This is a genomic window from Armatimonadia bacterium (assembly GCA_039679385.1).
In the GTDB taxonomy this organism is placed as follows: Bacteria; Armatimonadota; Zipacnadia; order Zipacnadales; family JABUFB01; genus JAJFTQ01.
Genome location: JBDKVB010000143.1, coordinates 42,336 through 62,096, shown reverse-complemented (window position 1 = coordinate 62,096; position 19,761 = coordinate 42,336). Strand labels below are relative to the sequence as shown.

The following is a 19,761-nucleotide window of genomic DNA, read 5'->3' as shown; positions in this document are numbered from 1 at the left end:
GAAAAGGTGTGCCTCCCCCTGCCGACGAATCTGCGCAGTTGTACCTCCCCAGACGCCCTCTGAGCGGTGAGTGCAGGCTGCTCGGCGTGAGCCCGCAGGTGCCTGCGACCCGGTTTCCCGGACGCGGAGATCATGGATGGCAGTTGAGAGTTTGCCGAAGCGCTCTGATAGGCCGTCTCGACTCCCACTGGTGGGCGCCGCGCTCTTCTTCGCCTGCTGCGCAGCCTTCTACACCGCCGGGCAGCGCCATGCAGCCCCGGTGATCTGGCCGGACGCTTGCGGGTACCTGTCTGCGGCGCGGATCATGGCTACCCGGGGCGTCTACGGGCTGAACCTCGTGCAGCTCAACCCCTACACCTTGCCGGAGGCGCCGGAACTGGACCGTCTCGGCTGGTGGCCGCCTCTGTACTCCCTGGTGATCGCCGTCGCGGCGGGTCGCGGACTCATGGACGCGGCGCACCTGGTGGCGACAGCGGGCAACCTCGATCTGGCTGGAATGCTGGTGGCAGCGGCGGGGCTGGTCGCACTCATCACGGTCGCAAGCGGGAGTCTGCCGGCCGGTCTTCTGGGTGGCGGACTGTGCATCCTCTCCGGGCCCTTCCTTTCTGAGGTCCCGAGGGCGCTCTCGGAGCATGTGTACCTTCCGCTGGCGGCCTGGGCAGCGGTCCTGCACCTGCTGGCGGTCAAGAGAGGCGGATGGCGCCTGGCCCTGGGAGCCGGTACTCTCTGGGGACTCGCGTGCCTCACGCGGCACTGGGGTGTTGCGGCGGCCGTGTGTGCAGGAGGTGCTGCCTGGATGGTGCTGCGAGGACAGGGCTGGCGAAGGTGGCTGCCCTCGGTCCTCCTTGCTCCCGGTATGGGCGTGGCTTCCTGGGCAGTCTGGACGGCACGCTGCCTGGCCGTTACGGGGCATGGTGGCGGCTTCTACGGGACCGGCCGCGGCGACTTCGGCAAGCAGCTTCTCATCTCCCTCCGGTGTTACCTCAGCAACTTCTGCTGGAACCCGAGCGCGGGCTCCGCTATACGCGGACTCCAGGGCCTCATCGCCTTCCAGGGCATGGTGATCCTTGCCGTCTCGGTCATCGTCACGGTGGTGATGTACCGGCGCCTGCGACGCGATCCGGAGACTACCGGGCTGCGGTGGCTGCTTGTCCTGGCAGTCGGCTGCACGCTGGCAGCGGTTCTCGGCCTGGCCTTCTATCGGTCTGCCAAGTGGATCAACCACCCGGGCGGGCGGATGATGATGGAGGCGTGCGTGATGACGATCGCCGCGCTGGTTGCCGCTGCAGCGCGTCTACCCGCCTTGCGTCCCCCCGTTGCCTTGCTGGGGCTGTGCATACTCCTCGACGGCGCACTCCAGGGAACCGCCAATCTGCTGCTCCCCACACCAGAAGAGCGGATAGCGGACCTTGCAGTGCTCGGGAAGGACACACGGATGCAGGAACTGGTTCGTGGGCGGCGGATACTCCTGATGGCCCGGGATGGTGTGCGCACTTCTGGCGATCTTGTCGGTGCCTCGGTGTATCTGACGACTGCCTCCACCGTCTACTGGGTCGACAATGAGCGCTACGCGGGGATTTCCGTCGGAGCGCCCGAGCTGACCTCACTGATCCGACGCGCACCCGTGGACTACGTGCTGGCCGGGCCGGTCTACCGGCGTCGGATACCCAGGCAACCGCCGGCCGGTGACAGCCTGCTCGACAGGATGCGAGCCGGCAGTTGGGGCTCCTTCCTGGAGATAGATGAGGAGGAGTTCAAGATCCTGCACGAGAAGCTCCGGCCGCTGCCGGTTGCCACCAAAGAGGTGGCGCGAGTGGGTGAATGGCGACTGCTGCAGGTGATCCCTCCCGCCAACCCTACGCAAGACCCACCGAATCCGGGCGAAGGACGAAAGCAACGCGCCGGGGAATAGGCCAGTTGTGTCCGTCTGTCGCCATGCCGGCTGTGTGGAGGCTACCTGCGGTGTCCAGTCGCAACCGCATCCACTTCAAGGTGGGTAGTCTGTTGCTCGTTACGCTGCTTCCGACTCTGGCCGCCATCGGACAGCCTGCCACCTCTGCGACTGTGGCGAGGCCGAGCCTCGCCATGTATCCTCCTTCACAGGACCATGCCCGAGGCTTCCGCGAGCTGTTCGATCAGCCCGAGGCCTGGAGCAAGACCCGCCAGATTCTTGACTCCATCGGCTTCGCGGACCACGTTCTCAACCGCGAGTTCAGAGATGATGAACTCCGCTCAATGTTCGGGCGTCTGCGGGAATGGGGTCTGAAGCTCGAGTTGGAGGTCGGCGCCGTCAAGGAGTGGGGCCCGACCGGCGAGAAAGCCTTCAACGCGCAAGTCCCGATGTGGGATCGTTTCCAGGGCCTCGGTGCCACGATTCACACCCTCGCCCTTGATGAGCCCCTGTGTTGCGCGCTCAATTCTCTCAAGAAGCCCGAGGAGTACGCGGTACAGGAGACCGCCACCTTCATCTCGCTGGTGCGCAGGCGCTACCCGCAAACCTTGATCGGTGACATCGAGCCCTGCCCGTCCATCCCTGTGGCTGACCAGATTCGGTGGCTGGAGGCTCTTCAGGCACGTCTGGCCGATATGGGCGTGCATGGCCTAGACTTCTTCCGCCTGGACGTCGACTGGGTCCACTTCGTCCGCGGCCATGGCTCCTGGGTCGAGATCCGGAGCCTGGAGCAGTACTGCCGCAGCCATCAGTTGCCCTTCAGCCTCCTCTACTGGGCTGCAGACTACCCGGCGCTCAATCGACTCGGGATCGCGGATGAGGCGACCTGGTATATCTCGGTCATGCGCCAGGGCTATGACTACGCCATGGTCGGCGGCGCTCCGGACCAGTACGTGATCGAAAGCTGGATTCCGGCGCCGCCGAGAACTGTGCCTGAGACCGGCGAGTTCACCTTCACTCGCTCGGTTCTGGATTTCGCGCGTCGCTTTCTCAGACGCGACTCTTAGCCGCCTCGCAAGGGGCGGAACGCTTGCACGGATGTCGTCACAAAGGGATCCCCGTGAAACGTATCCTTACCATCCTCATCCCTGTACTGATCCTCGGCGGCTTGATCTGGTGGAGAATGGGAGAGAAGCGGGCTGCAGAGGCAGCCTTGGCCCAGCAGCGGGCCGCTCGTGCCTCGACGGTGCCCCAAGTCGCCGTCGCTCGCGCCGAACTGCGCGACCTTCAGACCACCTTCGAGGCCACCGGAACGCTCGAGGCCCCGCGCAAGGTGGACATCACACCCAAGGTCAGCGGGCGCATCCTCTTTCTGACCGCGCATGAGGGCGACCGCGTCAGCCAGGGCCAGGTGCTGGTCCGCATCGACGACTCACAGGTCGAGGCCGAGGTCCGCAAGCAGAGCGCCAACGTCGCCGAGGCCCAGTCGAAGCTCGCCCAGGCGCTGATTGCCCAGGGACCCACCGACGTCGGAGTGAAGACGCAGGTACGCCAGCAGGAGGCTGCCGTCGCCAGTGCCGCTGCGGACTATGACCAGGCTCGGCACAGCCTGCAGTACCAGGTCGCTGCCGCTCAGTCCGATGTGCAGGACACCCAGGGCAAGGTCGACGCCGCCGTCGCGGCCATCAACACCGCCTCCTCTTCGATCGACAGCGCCCAGGCAACCCTCGCAAACGCCAGAGCGCATTACAACCGGCTCTCCAACCTCCTGTCGAAGGGGTACGTCTCCGGCCAGGAGGTGGACAATGCGAGGACCGCTGTGGGCGTCCAGGAGGCCGAGGTAGAGTCTGCCCGCAGCAAGCTCCGGGCTGCTGAGGGCGCCCGAGACTCCGCCCAGGGCCAGCTCAAGTCCAACGAGCACCAGGTCGAGATCACGCGCACCAAGGGAACGGCCGACGTCGAGGCCGCTCGGCAGAAGCTGGCGCAGGCAAAGGCCTCCCTGGAATACGCCCGTGCCAACACCGCCCAGAGCCCCGCCTATCGGCAGGGCGTCGCCGCACTGAAAGCCTCCGTTGCCGCTGCCCAGGCCGCCGTGCGCAGTGCTGAGGCGCAACGTGCCGACACCGTCCTCACTTGCCCCATGGATGGCGTGATCACCGGCCGCCACCAAGACCCCGGAGCAATGGCCTCCTCCGGCCAGGAGATCCTCACCATCGAGTCCTTCAAGCAGATCTGGGTGAGCGTATCCGTCCCCGAGGACGTCAGCTCAGCCATCCGCCTGGGCGACAACCTCGACGTGACCTTCGACGCCTTCCCAGGCCAGATCTTCCCGGCCGCTGTGGTCCAGATCAACCCCTCTGCCGACCCCGAGGCGCGACAGTTCACTGTTCGCGCAGCCCTCGATAACGCCGCCGGTGCCTTCCGCCCCGGCATGTTCGCCCACGTCACGATCGTGACGCAGCGCGCCGAGCAGCAGATCGCTGTTCCACGCGAGGCCGTGCAGCGCGGTCCTTCGGGAGCCTATGTCACGGTCGTCGACCCCGACGGCAAGGTACGCAAGCAGCCCGTGAGTGTGGGGCTGTCCGACGCTAAGTACATCTCGGTCTCTTCCGGCCTGGATCTCGGCCAGCAGGTGGTAACCGTCACCTCCGTGCCGCTCAAGGACGGCAAGACGGTCAAGCCCGTTCTCCCCGGCACCTCTCCGAGAGGGGCCGGAGGTCGCGGCGACAGACAAACGGCACCTGGCGCTGAAGCGCCGGCCACGCCATCGAAGGAAGCTCGCCCGCCCTCATGAACATCGCGCGCATAGCCGTAAGCCGACCTGTGGCCATGACCATGTTGGTCCTGGCTCCCGTACTGCTGGGAGCCGTCTGTCTCACGCGCCTGCCTGTTGACCTGCTGCCCAAGGTCTCACTGCCCACCATCTCCGTGCAGACGAGCTGGCCCAACGTCGCACCGCAGGAGATCGAGACCCAGATCACACGGCCGGTGGAGGAGGCTGTCTCCGCAGCCCCCAACATCTACCAGGTCAACTCCAGCACCACAGAGGGTAGCTCCTCCGTGCGGGTCCAGTTCCAGTGGGGCACCGACATGGGCCAGGCCGCGGTCGACGTCCTGCAGCTTGTCGAGCGCGCCAAGCAGCGGTTCCCCAACGACGCGACTCTCAAGACCCCCATCATCCGCAAGTTCGACCCGAACCAGATGGCGATCCTGGTCTACGGTGTCACCGGTGAGAGCGATCCCGTCAAGCTGCGCACGATCCTCGAGAACCAGGTCGTGCCGATGGTCGAGGCGGCGAACGGTGTTGCCTCCGCCACCGTCTCGGGTGGGCAAGAGCGCGCCATCATCATCGACGCCGATCCGGTGCGTCTCGCCGCCCACAGCGTCACTCTCAGCCAGGTCATCAAGCGCATCTCGCAGGAGAACCTCAACCTCCCGGCGGGCATCGGCAAGCAAGGCAACACAGAGTACGTCATCCGCAGTCTCGGATGGCTTCCCAGTCCCGAGAAGCTGGCTAAGCTACCCATCACCAGTCTCAACGGGCGACTCGTAACCCTGGGTGAGGTCGCCGACGTCCGCGACAGCCACGACGAGACCCGCGTCTATACCCGCTTCAACGGCGAGCCCTCGGCCAGTCTGTCCATCGCCAAGCAGAGCGAAGCCAACACCATCAGCACGGGCTACGAGGTTAAGGAGAAGATTGAGAAGGTCCGGGAGCTCTACCCGAACCTCTCCTTCAGTGTCGCCTACGACCAGGCTTCCTACATCGAGCAGTCCATCAACGATGTGAAGATCAGCGCCTTCCTCGGCGGCACGCTCGCGATCCTGATCCTGCTCTTCTTCCTGCGCAACCTCCGCAGCACCCTGGTCGTTGCGATCTCCATCCCTACCGCAATCATCTCCACCTTCTCCCTGGTCTACCTCTGCGGCTTCACGCTCAACACGATGTCGCTGGGCGGTCTCGCTCTTGCAACCGGTCTGATCGTAGACGATGCGGTCGTTGTCTTGGAGAACATCTTCCGGCATATCGAGCGCGACCGTAAGGACGTCTGGACCGCAGCGGTGGATGCGACCACGGAGATCATGGGCGCCGTCTTTGCGTCGACCTGGACGGTCATGGTCGTGTTCCTGCCCCTGGTCTTCATCAAGGGTCAGGCGGCGCAGATGTACACGCAGTTCGCTCTCGTGGTCGTCTTCTCACTGGCGATCTCGCTGGTAGTGGCTCTGACCGCCGTTCCGATGCTGGCCACTCGTCTCATCTCCGGCGAGGCGCACGCAGAGAGCATCAACGGCGAGGTCAGGCACCGCGGCCTGCTGCAGCTCGCCTTCCGGCAAGCCGGGAAGTGGTTTGACGCCCTCGATCAGTCCTACCGCAACGGCCTGCAGTGGGCCATCCATCACCGCCTTACGGTCCTCATCGCCGCCGTGGTGATCACGATCGGAAGCCTCCCGATCATGGCCCAGGTTGGTACCGAGCTCATGCCCGCCACCGACAGCGGCGACTTCAGCGTGAGCATCAAGATGCCCGTGGGCACCGCCCTCGAGAAGACCAATGAGGTGGTCTTGCAGGTCGAGGACATTGTCCGCGCCAACCCCAACATAGACACTGTTCTCGCCGCTGCCGGGGCCAACATGCGCAGCGCCGGGTCTGTAGGCCAGAGCGTTCCCTTCCAGGGCTCGGTAACCGCCAAACTCAAGCCCGATGCCAAAGCCACGACCCAGGAGGTAATGCGCTCGCTGCGCAAGCAGCTCAGTGCGCTTCCCGGAGTCTCGGCCCGTCTGGAGCAGAACGACCTGGTCTCCTCCCTCATGACTGGTGGGGGGCAGAACGTTGAGATCGACATCTTCGGCCAAGACCTCGCTACCCTCTCCAGCACCGCCAAGGAAGTCATGGCCGCCCTGCGAGACATTCCCGGCCTGGAGAACCTCGATGTCAACTGGCAGGAGGCCATGCCCGAGATCCAGTGGCAGGTGAACCGCGACAAGGCCAGTTCGCTCGGCCTGAGCTTCTCCGACGTCGCGAACACCATCAACACCGCCACGAACGGCAGCATCGCCAGCTACTACCAGGAGAGCGGCTTCCAGTATCCCATCATCGTCCAGGTGCCCGAGGGCAAGCGCAAGACCGTGGAGGATATGCTGCACCTTGTCGTCAGCCCCTCCTCGGGGAACAACACCCAGGGCGCCATCACCCTTAACCAGGTTGCGCACGCCAACTACGGAACCGGTCCCAGCCAGATCACCCGCCTGAACCGGCAGCGCTACATTGCCGTCACAGGCTCTCCCCAGGGGCGGTCACCCGGTGAGGTGCAGACGGACATCAAGAAGGCCCTTTCCCGCGTGACCTTGCCAACCGGCTACTACTGGGACTGGGGGACCAGCCAGAAGCGTCGTGGTGAGGAGTTCGCGGGCATGGCGCTGGCCGTCATCCTGGCCATCGGCCTGATCTACATGCTGCTGGCCTCGCAGTTCGAGGCCTTCCTGCACCCCTTCACGATTCTACTCACCGTGCCGCTGGCCGCCACCGGCGTCGCTCTCGGCCTGTTCCTCACAGGCCGTTCCTTTGGGATCACCGCCTTCATCGGGACGCTGATGCTCGTTGGCATTGTCGTCAAGAACGGGATTCTGCTGGTGGACTACACAAACCACCTGCGTTCTCAGGGAATGGGCCGCGATGAGGCCCTGCTCCGTGCCGGCCCGACCCGTCTGCGGCCAATTCTCATGACCGCTTCGGCTGCCATCCTGGGTATGCTGCCGATCGCGCTCGGCCTTGGCAAGGGCTCGGAGGTTCAGGCTCCGATGGCGACCGCCGTCATTGGCGGCCTTGCTACCTCCACCCTCCTGACCCTGTTCGTGGTGCCGGTGGTCTACTCAGCACTCGACGGACTGACGAACTACATCGCGCGGAAGCTGAAGGGTTAGGGCTGCCACAAGGTCGTGTCTGCAGGTACCCCAGCCGTGACAAGGGGCGGCTCAGAGGCTGCCCGACAACGGGAGGTCGTGCGATGCGTCCGCTCATGATCGGCACCTCTGCCTTCCCGACCGCCGACACGGACCTGCTCAAGCAGGCGGGGATGGGCTGGGTCCGCCAGGGCCTCGGCTATCCCTTTGTGGATCGTCTCGGCGGCGAGTTGTCACCCCAGTACCTCAAGAACCGCGAGGCCGTGCGGCGCTTCACCAAGGCCGGCATCCAGGTCATGGGCATCACCCCGGGACCGGGTGGCGGAACCTATGTCGCCCAGCCCGATGGTAGCCTGAAGCTGCAGTGGAGGAACCGCTTCCCCGCCTGGTACGGCGAGCTCGGCAGCGAGGAGTTCTTGCGCAACTACGAGGCCACCTGCGAGTGGCTCGCCGAGGACCTGCGGGGACTCGTGCCCGTGTGGCAGCTTGCCAATGAGTTGGACATCACCCAGTTCGCCGGGCCGCTGAATCCGCGGCAGGCCTGCGATCTTGTCGCTGCCGCTGCTCGCGGCCTCAAGCATTCCGATCCCTCACTGATCGTCGGTCATAACCCCGCCGGCGCGCCGCCGTCCCTCTACTTCTTCGGCTACCTGCACGGTCGCCAGGACTGCCTGCTCGACTACTGCGGAATCGACGGCTACTACGGAACCTGGGGGGCCGGCGGTCCGGAGAACTGGGCTCAGCGGGTCGCCGAGTTGTACGCCCTCACCAGCAAGCCGGTCCTCATCAACGAGTGGGGCTACTCCTCGGCAGGTGGCATCCAGACGGAGGAGGAAGCCCGCACGAACCAGCCGGTGTGCAAGCTCCGTAAGTGGCGTTACGGCTGGGGCGAAGGGCACACCCCCGACGGCCAGGCCAAGTTCGTGGCGGCCGCCTTCGAAGCTCTCAAGACACAGCGTGGGGCCCTGCTGGGAGTCTTCTTCTACCGCTGGGAGGACCAGGAGACCTGCTGGCAGTGCGGTTCGCCCGATTGCCCTGCGGAGACGGCCTGGGGACTGGTGGATAAGCAGGGGCAGCCCAAGCCCGCCTTCTATGCGTGGCGCGACGGCGCACGTTCGCTGACCTGAGCCCCACTCTACCTCTCGCACCTCACGGAGCATCATCCGCTGCCACCAGCCATCAGGGGGACATCATGCCTGCCGCAAAGCCTGAGTTGGTTGCCCTGCGTTCCGACGGCGGGGCGACGGTCCGGATCGCGGGCTCTCAGCACCACCTCACCGCCGGGGAGACGCTCGCCGGCTGGACGCTGCGCGCCACCTATCGCGAAACCAAAACGCCCTTCGCCGTCCTCGAGAGTCCTACGGAGTTTCTCTTCCTCAGTACCGAGCCGCCCATGGTGCGCGGAAGGCTCCAGCGGCCCTTCGGGTCGCTGGAGAGTCTCCCTCGTGTCCCGGCGGACGATTCCTCGCACTGCCAGGCTCTCCTCGAGGCCTCGAAGGACCTCCTCGCGCAGCAGGCGCAGGCTCAGGGCGAGCCGTCCTTTGCCGCTGTCGCCGACCTCCTGCCGCGACTGCTGGACATGACCTTCCTCGGGGACGAGCGCACCGAAGACCGTGCCGTGGTGCGTGCAGACGGTGCCATCGAGGGGCACTTCGGGGCCGCCTTCGAGATCACTGCCTCCTCGCGCTGTGCTCACGGTCTGCTGGGCGAGTCCATGAACGCGGTGTGCTACGGCGCCTGGGACGAGGACAAGCAGCAGGGCGTCGAGATGATCGCCTTCGCTCTCGCCGATGGTCCAGCCGGCGAACTCGCGGTGTACCGTCGCCTGCGCACCCTCTCGCCGCAAGGAGAGACGCTGTGTCACGAGCGTTCCTGTGCCGGTGTCGTCGCGCCTGAGTTGGGCTTCTACCAGGCGCTGCTAGGGGCGCATCTGCGGCACCAGTCCTGGGCCGCCGACGGCCTGCAAGTGCGAGTCCCTGAGGCCTCAGTGCAGCAGGGCGTGGCCGCCTCCTTGCGACTTGTTGACCTGACCTTCCGGGGTGTGCTGCCGCGCTACGGCGTGGGCACCTACGATCAGCCGCGCCATGATAGCTTCCCGCCGGCGGTCCTGTTCTTCACCTGGGCCATGATGGAGTGGGGGCGCTTCGACCACGCACGCGACGCCCTGAGCCATTACCTGGGCCGGTATGTGCAGCCCGACGGGACCTTCGACTACTACGGTCCCGCGGTCGCCGAGTACGGGCAGTTGCTGGCCGCCGCTGCACGTTACCGGGAGCTCTCGGCCGACCAGTCCTGGTGGGACGAGCACCTGGTGATCCTGCGGCGAGTTGCCCGCCGTCTCCTGGACCTGCGCCGTGAGGCCCTGGCGTCGGACGACGCGACGACCCGGGGCCTCCTCCCCGGGTTGCCTGAGGCGGACTACCACGGTGACGCCGCGGAGTGGAAGCAGTTCTACTTCGCCGGCGATGTGTGGGTCTGCCGCGGGTTGCGTGACCTGGGCCGAGCGCTCCTGGCCGACCCGGTGACGCGCCACGAGGGAGAAGCGCTGACGGCAGAGGCGACCGCATACCAGGCGGACATCCGGGCGGCCGTAGCGGCTGCGACGCATCCCTCCGGGTTTGTACCTGCCGGTCCCGTGCAGCCGCCACCCTTCGAGCGCATGACCGAGTCGCGCCACGCCTCCTACTGCAACTACCGCTACCTGCTGGAGATGGTCTCGGCGGGTGTGCTGGAGACCTCCGTCGTGCGAGCGATCGCTCGCTACCGTCGTGATCATGGCGGCGAGTTGCTGGGTACGACCCGCTTCGGCGGACACCTCGACGACTGGCCTGCCTGGCACTGGACGCGCGGCCTGCTGGACGCTGAGGATGTGGCAGGCTACCTGACCAGCTTCTACGGGCACCTCGCGCACCACCACTCGCGCGGATACTGGGCCTCCTACGAGCAAGTGACCGTACTGCCTGGGCCGCAAGGGTTCCGGACGGTAAAGGGCGGCGCTGAGCAGGTGGTGCCGAGTCAGGCCATGGCTCCACTGATGCTCAAGCACCTGCTGGTGGACGACGATCGCGACCAGGACGTGCTGCACCTGCTGCGGGCCTGCCCGGCACGGTGGCTGACGGGGCCGGGCGGTCTCGCGGTAACTGATTGCCCCACTCGCTGGGGCCCGATCAGCCTGCGGGCACGACTCCGTGGTGACGAGCTTGAGGTGGCCCTGCGAGGACTGGAGCGGGGTACTCCGAGCAAGATCCGTCTGCGCCTGGCGGTTCCGGGCCGAAGACTCACGGAGGCCACGGCCAACGGAACCCCGGTACCCGTCACCGCCCGAGGCACGGTGGTAGTCCTTTCGCAGCCGTCGCTGCCGCTGACGCTGCGAGCACGATAGACGGCCTCCTTCTCTCTTCCCTGCTGAGGAGGCGGACCGGCGGCCGGTCGCGAATTGCCCCACCTGGATTCCGTCGCACAGCAAATTGGCGCAGGCTGTGTCGGTGACCTGCGCCCTCCTTGCACCCTCGTCCCGGTGGGGGCCCGAAGTGCAGTTGCTCGCAAGCCACCTGCGCGAACCCGCAACACGCCCGGCCGTCACCTGGCGTTCCCTCCTGCTTGTCTGCCTCCTCGCCCCGCTCAACTGCTACTGGATCGTGATGATGGAGGAGGTCCGCTACAGCGGGCACCCCACCACCGTCTCCCTGTTCTTCAACGTTATCTTCTGCATCCTCCTGCTGCGCGGGGTCAACCAACTGTTCCTGTGGCGTGCTCCCCGCTGGGCGCTGTCGCAGGGCGAGTTGCTGGTCGTCTACACCTGCCTGTCCATCGCCTCGGGACTCGCCGCGCATGACAGTATCCAGATGCTGGCACCGGCCATGGCCGCACCCTTCTGGCTGGCCACACCGGAGAACAAGTGGGAGGAGCTCTTCCTCGCCGACCTGCCGAAGGGCTGGGTCGTCAGGGACATGAAGTCCCTCGAGGCACTCTTCAACGGCGGCACGACTCCCTACACCGTCGCGCACCTGGCCCCCTGGGGTGTGCCCGTACTCACTTGGTCCGTCTACATGGTCCTGATGCTGCTGGTCATGCTGTGCATGAACGTGCTGATCCGCAAGCAGTGGACCGAGCGCGAACGTCTCAGCTACCCGTTGGTTGTGTTGCCGTTGCAGATCACTGAGCCGCGGGGACTGCTCTTCCGCAACCGCCTCCTGTGGATCGGCTTCGCCCTGGCGGCGAGCATCGACCTGCTCAACGGCCTTCATGTCCTGTACCCGTCGGTGCCGATGATCCGCGTGCGAGTCTGGGATCTCAGCCCCTTCATCAAGACCCGGCCGTGGCGTGCCCTGGGCTGGACGCCCATCTCCTTCTACCCCTTTGCCATCGGCCTGGGATACCTGCTGCCGCAGGACCAGCTCTTCTCGTGCTGGTTCTTCTTCTTCTGGTGGAAGGCGCTGCGGGTGCTGTCGAGCGCCCTGGGATTCGAGCCGCAGAGCTGGACAGCCAGCGCACCGCCCTATCTCAACGAGCAGGCCTTCGGCGGATACGTCGGCCTCTTTGCCTTCTCGCTGTGGGCCATGCGCTCGCATCTGGTTGACATCTGGTCTCAGGTCTGGGGTGACCGCAGCAGGCCGGGAGGCGATAGCTCGGACGATGACCCGCTGCCGATCCCGGTGGCCTTCTGGGGAATGGTTCTCGGCTGCGCGGCACTCGTGGCCATGCTCGTGCATGGCGGAGCCTCGCTATCGGTGGCGCTGGCCTACTTCGCGATCTTCTTCATGCTCGGCGTGGTCGTCACGCGTATCCGGGCGGAGTTGGGGCATCCGGTCCACGATCTGCACTTCGCCGGACCGGACCTCATCATCCCGCAGGTCGTCGGGACCGCCAACCTGCGCAAGCAGGACCTGGTGGTGCTGTCCATCCTCTTCTGGCAGAACCGCGCCTACCGCAACCACGAGATGCCCCATCAGCTTGAGGGCTTCCGTATGGCCGAGGAGGTCGGCTTCGACGCACGCAAGTTCGCCGGCGCCATGATCCTCGCGTCCGTACTCGGCGCGGTGGGGAGCTTCTGGGGATGGCTCGACCCGGGCTTCCGGATGGGTGTTGGCGCGAAGTGGGGAGGCACTGCTCGGAGCTTCGGTCGCCAGCCCTACCAGCGGCTGCAGAACTGGCTGACCAGTCCGCAGGGACCGGCCTGGGGCCCGATCGGTGCCATGGGAGCGGGGTTCGTCGGTGTCATGCTGCTCTTCGAGGGGCGCGCTCGGTTCGCCGGCTGGCCCTTCCATCCCATCGGCTACGCAGTCTCGGGCAGTTGGGCCATGAACTGCCTGTGGCTGCCCCTGCTCATCGCCTGGACTCTGAAGGCCGTGATCCTGCGCTACGGCCGGGCCAAGATGTACCGGGCCGCCATGCCGCTGTTCATCGGCCTCGTGCTCGGCGAGTTCTTTGTCGGTAGCGTCTGGACGCTGATCGGCATCTTCAAAGGCATCCCCACCTACGGCTTCTGGGTGTGAGGCTCTCGCGCTCTACCACGCCGGACCACCGGGACACTCGCGCTGCACCGCCGCGATCGCAGCCTCCATGTTCCTGTCGGGAGTCCCGCGTCCGGGATAGAGCTGCACGTGCGAGGCACCGCATCCCGCCAGTTCCTTGATGCGCTCGTCGAGGGCCTCCGGCTCAAGCTCCTCCATCTCCTGCGGAGTGAGCTGCGTCCAGAAGGCGTTCCCCATGATCTCGTGCATTTCCGCGAGGGTCAGGTTCTTGCAGCCCGCGCCATGGAACTCGGTGATGCCGACTTCGTCGCGAGCGATCCGCAGGTGCTCGGCACGCAGAAGCTCGCTGTGCATGTACCGGTGCTCCTGACCGGCGTAGAGCCGCTGGTAGCAGGGCACCGCAAAGCGCCGGAACATCCCCGGCGACAGCAGACCGGAGAAGTCGTCGCCGGTGTAGCTGAGCCCCCTGTAGGTGTCGCCTCGCAGCGACGCATCGAAGGTCGCAAGACTCTCCGTCGCCGCGACCATGGCCTCCAGCAGTCTCTGCGCCGCCTCCGGACTCTCCGCAAACCACGCCAGAGCTTGCCCGCCGCTGATCTCGCAGGCCGCCGTCACGGCGCCACCGTCATAGCCGCCCAGACCGACCTTGTAGCCGCGGGCGGTATAGTACTGCCAGGCCTTCCAGCGCCGCGCCATCCAACCGTCGCGGCGAGGGTCGCCTGCACGAAGCCGGTCGATCTGCGCCACCTCCGTCAGCAGCGGTCGGGCGGCGTCGAGATACGGGACCTCGTCTTCCTCGGGCTCGATGACCGGCGCGCCCAGGTAGGAGGCGAAGGTGCAGGAGGGCGAATCCACGTGCGGACGCAGGAACTGCCCGACTCCCCAGCGCTCTTGGGCGACCTCCTGCGCCGTCAGTTGTGCCTCGAGCATCACCGCAGGCGAACCGTAGTAGTCCCGGTAGGGCACCCCGGCATACTCGGTCACGGTCACGTTGCAGAACGCGATGTGCCATCTGGGCTGCATGGCAGGCTCCTGCTGAGTGAGGCCTAAGGAAGTCCGGGCACGATGTCCTGCTCGGAGAAGACCGACAGCAGGACCTCCATTGCCCCCTGGCGTTCGCGATCGTGTACGGCATAGATCAGACCCTCGGCGGTCTGGCAAGCGTCGGGGTAGCTGATGTTGGTGCGCTCATCGAGCATCAGCGGTGCGCTCCAGGTCCGGCCTTCATCCTCGGAGAGCATGGCGACCATTCCGGTGCGGGCCTTCGGGTCGGGGCTGTTGATCAGCAGCCAGCGCCCACTCGCGAGGAGGCGCACGAAGAACCGCGAGCCGGGATTCGTGATGGTCGTCGGGCGGGCTTCGCTCCAGGTGCGACCCCGATCCCTCGACAGGCTCTCGTCGATGACTCCGCCGCCGCAGCGGGTGTACATACGGACGTCGCCCTTGTGCAGCTCCATGAACATGCACTCCAGCGCCCAGGAGGGGGCCTTCACCGCGCCGTGCAGCGTCCAGGTCTCGCCTTCGTCCTCGGAGATCGCGCAGCCCTGAAGCTGGCGGTCGCCGGCGAACCAGTCGCCCCGGGTGTCCTCGGCCCAGGTGACGGGGAGCAGCCACTCGCCGGTGCTGAGCACGGTCGGTTTGTTGCTGCGGAAGCTGAAGGGCACGTCGAACCCAAGACGCTTCGGCTCAGACCACTGGAGTTGCGGGGCGTCCGGTTCGCTGCAGCACTGCGCCCAGACCCCGTGCTGGTTTTCCTCGCGGTTGCCGACATTGTAGATATACCAGAGGCGTCCGCGCGGGTCGAACCACAGGCACGGATCGAAGGCGCGGGTCTTGCCCTCCGGGTCGCACCTCACGATCGGCTCGGAGAAGCTCTGGCCATCGTCGTCGCTGGTCTGGAGATAGACACGGTTGGTTTCCTCGGGCTCGATCTTGCCGCCGGAGAACCAGGACACGAAGAGCCTTCCGCCCGGACTGCGCTCGATGCTGGGAATCCCGCGCCACTGCTGATCCTCGCGCGGCCCGCCGATGACCACTTGCTTCAGTCTCATCTCAGTTTCTCTCCTTGTGTTGCTCGTGCCGGAAACCTGGTTCTGTTCCTCCCACATCAACTCCGACCTTCCCAGGGCGTGAGCCGTCTGTCACCAGCGAGGAGGAGGACGCGGGCAGACGGCGAAGCGAGGCTTCTGAAGGGGACTCACGACCCGAGCCGCTCTCAGCCACAACCGGTGAGTTGCACAACCTTACGAGGTGCCTCCCATGGGAAACCGTCTCGCGATACTTGCGCTAATGGTGGTGACCGTCATGACCGAAGCCTGGTCGCAGGACGCCTTCGTGCAGCAGCGGAAGGAACTGGCGCATCGTCAGCGCCGCATCATCCTCAACAACGATGGCTGCGATGTGCTCTACTACCCCAAGGACCTGCCGCTCACGGTGGAGAACGCGCTCCTGCAGAGGACCTCGCCGCTGGTCGGCTCGCAGGTTGATACGATCTTCTACTGCCCGATCAGCTCCGGCTTCAGCAACTTCACCTACAACACCAAAGTGGGCACCGTCCTGGACCGACAGGTCCTCGATGGGCGCAACGCTACGCGCGACCTGATCAACCTCGGCACGGATGCGCTCAAGATGGTCGTGGACTTCGGCAAGCAGCATAAGATCGAAATCTTCTGTTCGATGCGCATGAACGACACCCACGACGCTGCGCACTCACCGGACAACCCATACCCGCTCTTCCCGCCGCTGAAGTACCAGCACCCGGAGTGGCTCATCGGCAGCTACGACAACAAGTCCCAGTTCGGCCCCTGGAGCGGCGTGGACTACACGCACCCGGAGATCCGCGACCTGGCCTTCCGCTACCTGGAGGAGATCTGCACCAACTACGACGTCGACGGGGTTGAGCTCGACTTCCTGCGCCACTGCAGCTACTTCAAGTCCGTCGCCTATGGCGGTACCGCGAGCCAGGCGGAACTGGACATGATGACCGACCTCGTGCGCCGCGTCCGAGTCATGGCCGATGAGCAGGGCCGCAAGCGCGGCCGTCCGATCTTGATTGCGGTGCGCGTGCCGGACTCGGTCGACTACGCGCGGGCAGTGGGCCTGGATATCGAGCGCTGGCTGCAGGAGGGGTATGTGGACCTGCTGAGCGGCACCTGCTACTACCAGCTCAACCCCTGGGAGTACCTGATCAACCTGGGGCACAAGTACGGCGTCCCGGTCTACCCCTCGCTGAGTGAGTCGCGCGTCCGGGCCAAGACGCCGGTCTACAACCGGGGCTCGCAGCAGACCTACCGGGCTCGTGCCGCCGAGGTCTGGCAGGCCGGCGCCGACGGCATCTACCTGTTCAACTTCTTCAACCCGAAGGCGCCGATGCTCTCGGAGATCGGTGACCCGAAGGCCTTGGCCTCGATGGACAAGACCTACTTCGTTACCGTCCGCAACTACCGGCCAAGCATGTACCTCAAGGACGGGGAGCGCTTCCAAAACGTCCCCATCCTCACACCGGACAACCCCTGGGCGCTCAGCCAGGACAAGCCAATCACCGTGCCGATTGAGCTCGGCAAGGAAGGCGAAGGCGCGACCGTCCATCTCTGCGTGATGACGACCGCACCGACCGGGCCGGAGGCTTCCGTCAACGGTACCGACCTTTCTGCCCCGACCCGCAAGGACGCCTGGTGGGAGTACCCGGTGCCCGCAACGATCTTCAAGCCCGGTCACAACGAGGTTACGCTCAAGGCGACGGCCGTCCCGACCGAGAAGTACCTGTGGGATGTCACCTGGCAGGGAGACAAGATACCGGCCTCGCCCTGGAGCGCGGAGACGCTCGGCAAGAACCGCGTCGCCGAGGCGAAGGACGGAGCCTTGCTCGTCGCTGACCGTGGCGTGGATAGCGGGGAGTACCTCTACTTCGTCTACCCGTGGAACGCCGATCCCGCTCGGGAGACTGTGGCCGAGGTTCAGGCGAAGGTGATCTCGGGCATCAACAGCATCATCTTCAGCAACGGCGTCGCCGGTGACCGCGTGATCCTCACCCCCGGCGAGATCTCCTGGTACAGCACCAAGCAGAAGTACGAGATGAACACCACGGATGACTTCCACACCTACCGACTGGTTCTGAAGGGCCAGGACATGAGCCTTCAGGTCGACGGCAAGACGGTGCTCGACGCGCCCGGCAAGTTCACGGTACCGATCGCCGCCGGCCGCAACACCTTCCAGTTCGGCGCGTCGAACAGCCCGCAGGTCGGCGAGGCACTCTGGAAGTCCGCGAAGCTGCGCAGCGGCGTGTACTCGGTCCTCGACGTGGTCATGAAGGTCGACTACCCGGAGTAGCGAACCCCCTGCCGCAAACCCAGAAAGGGCGACCCGTCTTCTGTAGCGGGTCGCCCTTTGCTGATTCTTGTGGCCTGGGCCGAGGGGCTGGCGGCTCTGTTAGCGTCCGGGTGCCTTCGCGTCAATCTCCTCGATCCGGAAGCGGACGCTTACGATGAAGGGCTGCTCACCCTCGACCCAGTGGCCATAGGTGGTGACCACGAAGGTACCGTCGGGCAGCAACTCGACCGCCGGGTAGGCGCAGTCCTGGCCCTTGGTATTGTGCAGGAAGCGCACGCGGTACTGCCCCTCACGACCCTCGACGAGGTCCTCGTAGGTGCCGATCCAGCCCACCCAGTCGTGATAGGTTGGGCTCTCACGAGCCTTGTCGCGGAAGCTGAGGAACAGGCGACCGTCGGGCGCGTACATGGCCTGATGGCGGTCGCCGGTGAGTGATGACGGCACCTCACGCGGCGCAGTCCAGGTCTCACCCTCGTCGTCGCTGAAGATGATGAAGGAGTTGAACTTGCGGCTCTCGTCGCGCAGTAGCACGGCGATCTGGCGACCGTCCGGCGACCTCACCGCACCCGGCTCACAAAGCCACGCCTGCGGGTGCTCGGCGATGACGAAGGGCTCACTCCAGGTCATGCCCCCGTCCTCGGAGAGGGTCTTGAACACGGTGAACTTCGTGGCCGTGCCCTCGTTGCGCAGGAACCGGCCGTCATCATGAAACAGCGCCATGTAGCGGCCGTCCTTGAGGCGGATACAGTCGCACATCGCAGCGATTCCGCCGAAGTCGCCGATGGGCTCGAGCGGCGACCACGTCTCGCCGTCGTCCTCGGAGACGGCCCTGCGGATTGGGTACTCGCTCGAGAACAGGAGGATCCGCCGCCTGCCCTGCGCATCGACGGTCGGGTAGAGGGTAGGGATCTCCTTCGAGGTGGCCCAGTTCTCCGGCACCGGCAGCCGTTCCGACCAGGTGAGACCACCATCGGTGCTCTTCTTCAGCACGATGGCGCCCCGCGCATGGCCCTTCGGGTAGACGATCAGCATCGTCTTCCCGTCCTTCAGCAGGACGGTCGTCGGGTGGCCCAGATACTGGCCCGGCTCGCGATCCACGACGACCTGCCGTTCAGTCTCCTCGGCGAGGTCGATGACGGGGATCGTATAGCCGGGCAGTTGAGTGGACACAGGTTCCTTAGCGCTTCTCTCTTCAGCCATTTGGCAACCTCAGTCTATGAGCTCGGAATCCCTACAGCCTACATGGTGCGTCTTCGCCGGCGGCTTGTCCATCCAGGCTCGGACCTCCAGCGTTCGCCAGGGCCCGGAGCCCTTCCCGGCGCCCTTGTCGTTGTCCCAGAGCCACAGCGGCGTCGGCCACAGGCAATGGCTTGCCCCGACGTGCTGATAGAAGGCCTCGTTGACGCCGTTCTGCCCGTGGTGCGCCATCTGGACATAGTCGGCATGGAGCTTGCTCGCGTAGGCCCCGGTGATCGCCTTGCGTCCGCCCTCGACGCCCAGGTCGCCGGTGAACAGCACGGTTCGTCCGGCCCCGGACAGCCTCAGCAGAAGACTCTGGTTGTTGACCGGGTTCGCGGTGATCTCGGGGTTCTTGACACCAAGGACCTCGAAGAGCAGCCCGTCGAGGACGATCTCCTGTCCAAGCTGCAGCTCGGTAACCGCACGCCCGGTCTCGGCGAACACGGCGCAGGCTCGGTCATAGGCCTGCAGCTCCGTCTTCGAGCCGTAGCGGGCCATCCACTCCCGGTTGGGCATGGAGGCGTAGAGGGCGTCGATCTGCAGCTTGCCGGGGTTCGGGAGAATCGCGGTCAGGGCGTCCATGTGATCGTCGTGCGGGTGAGTGAGGAACCACGCGGAGACATGATCGCCCAGCTTCGCAAGGAAGGCGGAGAGGTACTTTGCGTCACCGGCCATGCCGCCGTCGATGACGATGACCTTGCCCGACTCGCTGCGGATCACATAGGACATCATCTGGCTGTGCGTCTGATTCTTCAGTTGCCACAGGGCGAAGGGCTTCAGTTGCGGTGCCTCCGCTGCGAGGCAGCATCTCGACAGCGCCATCAGGAAGGCGATCGCTCCCACCAGCGCCAGTCGGCGGCTGCGGATTCGTGAAGTGTGCGGTGCTTGTGCTGCGGCCATTGCTCTGCGCTCCTCGGTGCGGCCTGC

At 65.6% G+C, this 19,761-nt stretch carries 12 protein-coding genes; 8 read left to right on the top strand and 4 right to left on the bottom strand.

The features are described from left to right. Positions 1-136 precede the first annotated feature (136 nt). From ABFE16_16505 to ABFE16_16475, 7 genes are all read left to right on the top strand, one after another. The gene (locus tag ABFE16_16505; GenBank protein ID MEN6346907.1) at positions 137-1,912 is read left to right on the top strand and encodes a hypothetical protein; all 1,776 of its coding nucleotides are present in this window, start codon (positions 137-139) and stop codon (positions 1,910-1,912) included. Positions 1,913-1,962: 50 nt separating this feature from the next. Next, positions 1,963-2,958, top strand: coding sequence for a hypothetical protein (locus ABFE16_16500; protein ID MEN6346906.1), 996 nt, complete (start codon positions 1,963-1,965; stop codon positions 2,956-2,958). Between the two features lie 53 nt (positions 2,959-3,011). Further along, complete coding sequence (locus ABFE16_16495) at positions 3,012-4,685, top strand: efflux RND transporter periplasmic adaptor subunit (GenBank protein MEN6346905.1); 1,674 nt, start codon at positions 3,012-3,014, stop codon at positions 4,683-4,685. Beyond that, positions 4,682-7,813, top strand: a complete 3,132-nt coding sequence (locus ABFE16_16490; GenBank protein ID MEN6346904.1) for an efflux RND transporter permease subunit — start codon at positions 4,682-4,684, stop codon at positions 7,811-7,813. Before ABFE16_16495 ends, ABFE16_16490 begins: the two co-directional genes overlap by 4 nt. Positions 7,814-7,896: 83 nt before the next feature. Next, entirely contained in the window at positions 7,897-8,919 is a 1,023-nt protein-coding gene (locus ABFE16_16485) for a hypothetical protein (GenBank protein MEN6346903.1), read from the top strand. A 65-nt stretch (positions 8,920-8,984) separates the two neighbouring features. Continuing rightward, entirely contained in the window at positions 8,985-11,174 is a 2,190-nt protein-coding gene (locus ABFE16_16480) for a hypothetical protein (GenBank protein ID MEN6346902.1), read from the top strand. A gap of 148 nt (positions 11,175-11,322) precedes the next feature. After that, positions 11,323-13,287, top strand: coding sequence for a DUF6785 family protein (locus ABFE16_16475; GenBank protein ID MEN6346901.1), 1,965 nt, complete (start codon positions 11,323-11,325; stop codon positions 13,285-13,287). A 12-nt stretch (positions 13,288-13,299) separates the two neighbouring features. Here ABFE16_16475 and ABFE16_16470 read toward each other — a convergent pair whose 3' ends face one another. Both ABFE16_16470 and ABFE16_16465 read right to left on the bottom strand, forming a co-directional pair. Then, on the bottom strand, positions 13,300-14,289 hold the full coding sequence (locus ABFE16_16470) for a uroporphyrinogen decarboxylase family protein (protein ID MEN6346900.1): 990 nt from the start codon (positions 14,287-14,289) through the stop codon (positions 13,300-13,302). Between the two features lie 23 nt (positions 14,290-14,312). Beyond that, positions 14,313-15,317, bottom strand: a complete 1,005-nt coding sequence (locus ABFE16_16465) for a sialidase family protein (protein MEN6346899.1) — start codon at positions 15,315-15,317, stop codon at positions 14,313-14,315. Positions 15,318-15,525: 208 nt separating this feature from the next. On the opposite strand from ABFE16_16465, the gene ABFE16_16460 reads away from it, so the two are divergent. Continuing rightward, the gene (locus ABFE16_16460; protein MEN6346898.1) at positions 15,526-17,595 is read left to right on the top strand and encodes a hypothetical protein; all 2,070 of its coding nucleotides are present in this window, start codon (positions 15,526-15,528) and stop codon (positions 17,593-17,595) included. 99 nt (positions 17,596-17,694) lie between these two features. On the opposite strand, the gene ABFE16_16455 is transcribed toward ABFE16_16460, so the two are convergent. Both ABFE16_16455 and ABFE16_16450 read right to left on the bottom strand, forming a co-directional pair. Further along, positions 17,695-18,795 (bottom strand): sialidase family protein, encoded by a 1,101-nt coding sequence (locus ABFE16_16455; GenBank protein ID MEN6346897.1) that lies wholly within the window; start codon positions 18,793-18,795, stop codon positions 17,695-17,697. Positions 18,796-18,804: 9 nt separating this feature from the next. Next, the gene (locus ABFE16_16450) at positions 18,805-19,734 is read right to left on the bottom strand and encodes an MBL fold metallo-hydrolase (protein ID MEN6346896.1); all 930 of its coding nucleotides are present in this window, start codon (positions 19,732-19,734) and stop codon (positions 18,805-18,807) included. Between the last annotated feature and the right edge of the window lie 27 nt (positions 19,735-19,761).

Coding starts and splice junctions, on each gene's coding strand:
- ABFE16_16490 (MEN6346904.1), top strand. CDS start 4,682: ATGAACATCGCGCGCATAGCCGTAAGCCGACCTGTGGCCATGACCATG.
- ABFE16_16450 (MEN6346896.1), bottom strand. CDS start 19,734: ATGGCCGCAGCACAAGCACCGCACACTTCACGAATCCGCAGCCGCCGA.
- ABFE16_16465 (MEN6346899.1), bottom strand. CDS start 15,317: ATGAGACTGAAGCAAGTGGTCATCGGCGGGCCGCGCGAGGATCAGCAG.
- ABFE16_16460 (MEN6346898.1), top strand. CDS start 15,526: ATGGGAAACCGTCTCGCGATACTTGCGCTAATGGTGGTGACCGTCATG.
- ABFE16_16485 (MEN6346903.1), top strand. CDS start 7,897: ATGCGTCCGCTCATGATCGGCACCTCTGCCTTCCCGACCGCCGACACG.
- ABFE16_16470 (MEN6346900.1), bottom strand. CDS start 14,289: ATGCAGCCCAGATGGCACATCGCGTTCTGCAACGTGACCGTGACCGAG.
- ABFE16_16480 (MEN6346902.1), top strand. CDS start 8,985: ATGCCTGCCGCAAAGCCTGAGTTGGTTGCCCTGCGTTCCGACGGCGGG.
- ABFE16_16455 (MEN6346897.1), bottom strand. CDS start 18,795: ATGGCTGAAGAGAGAAGCGCTAAGGAACCTGTGTCCACTCAACTGCCC.
- ABFE16_16505 (MEN6346907.1), top strand. CDS start 137: ATGGCAGTTGAGAGTTTGCCGAAGCGCTCTGATAGGCCGTCTCGACTC.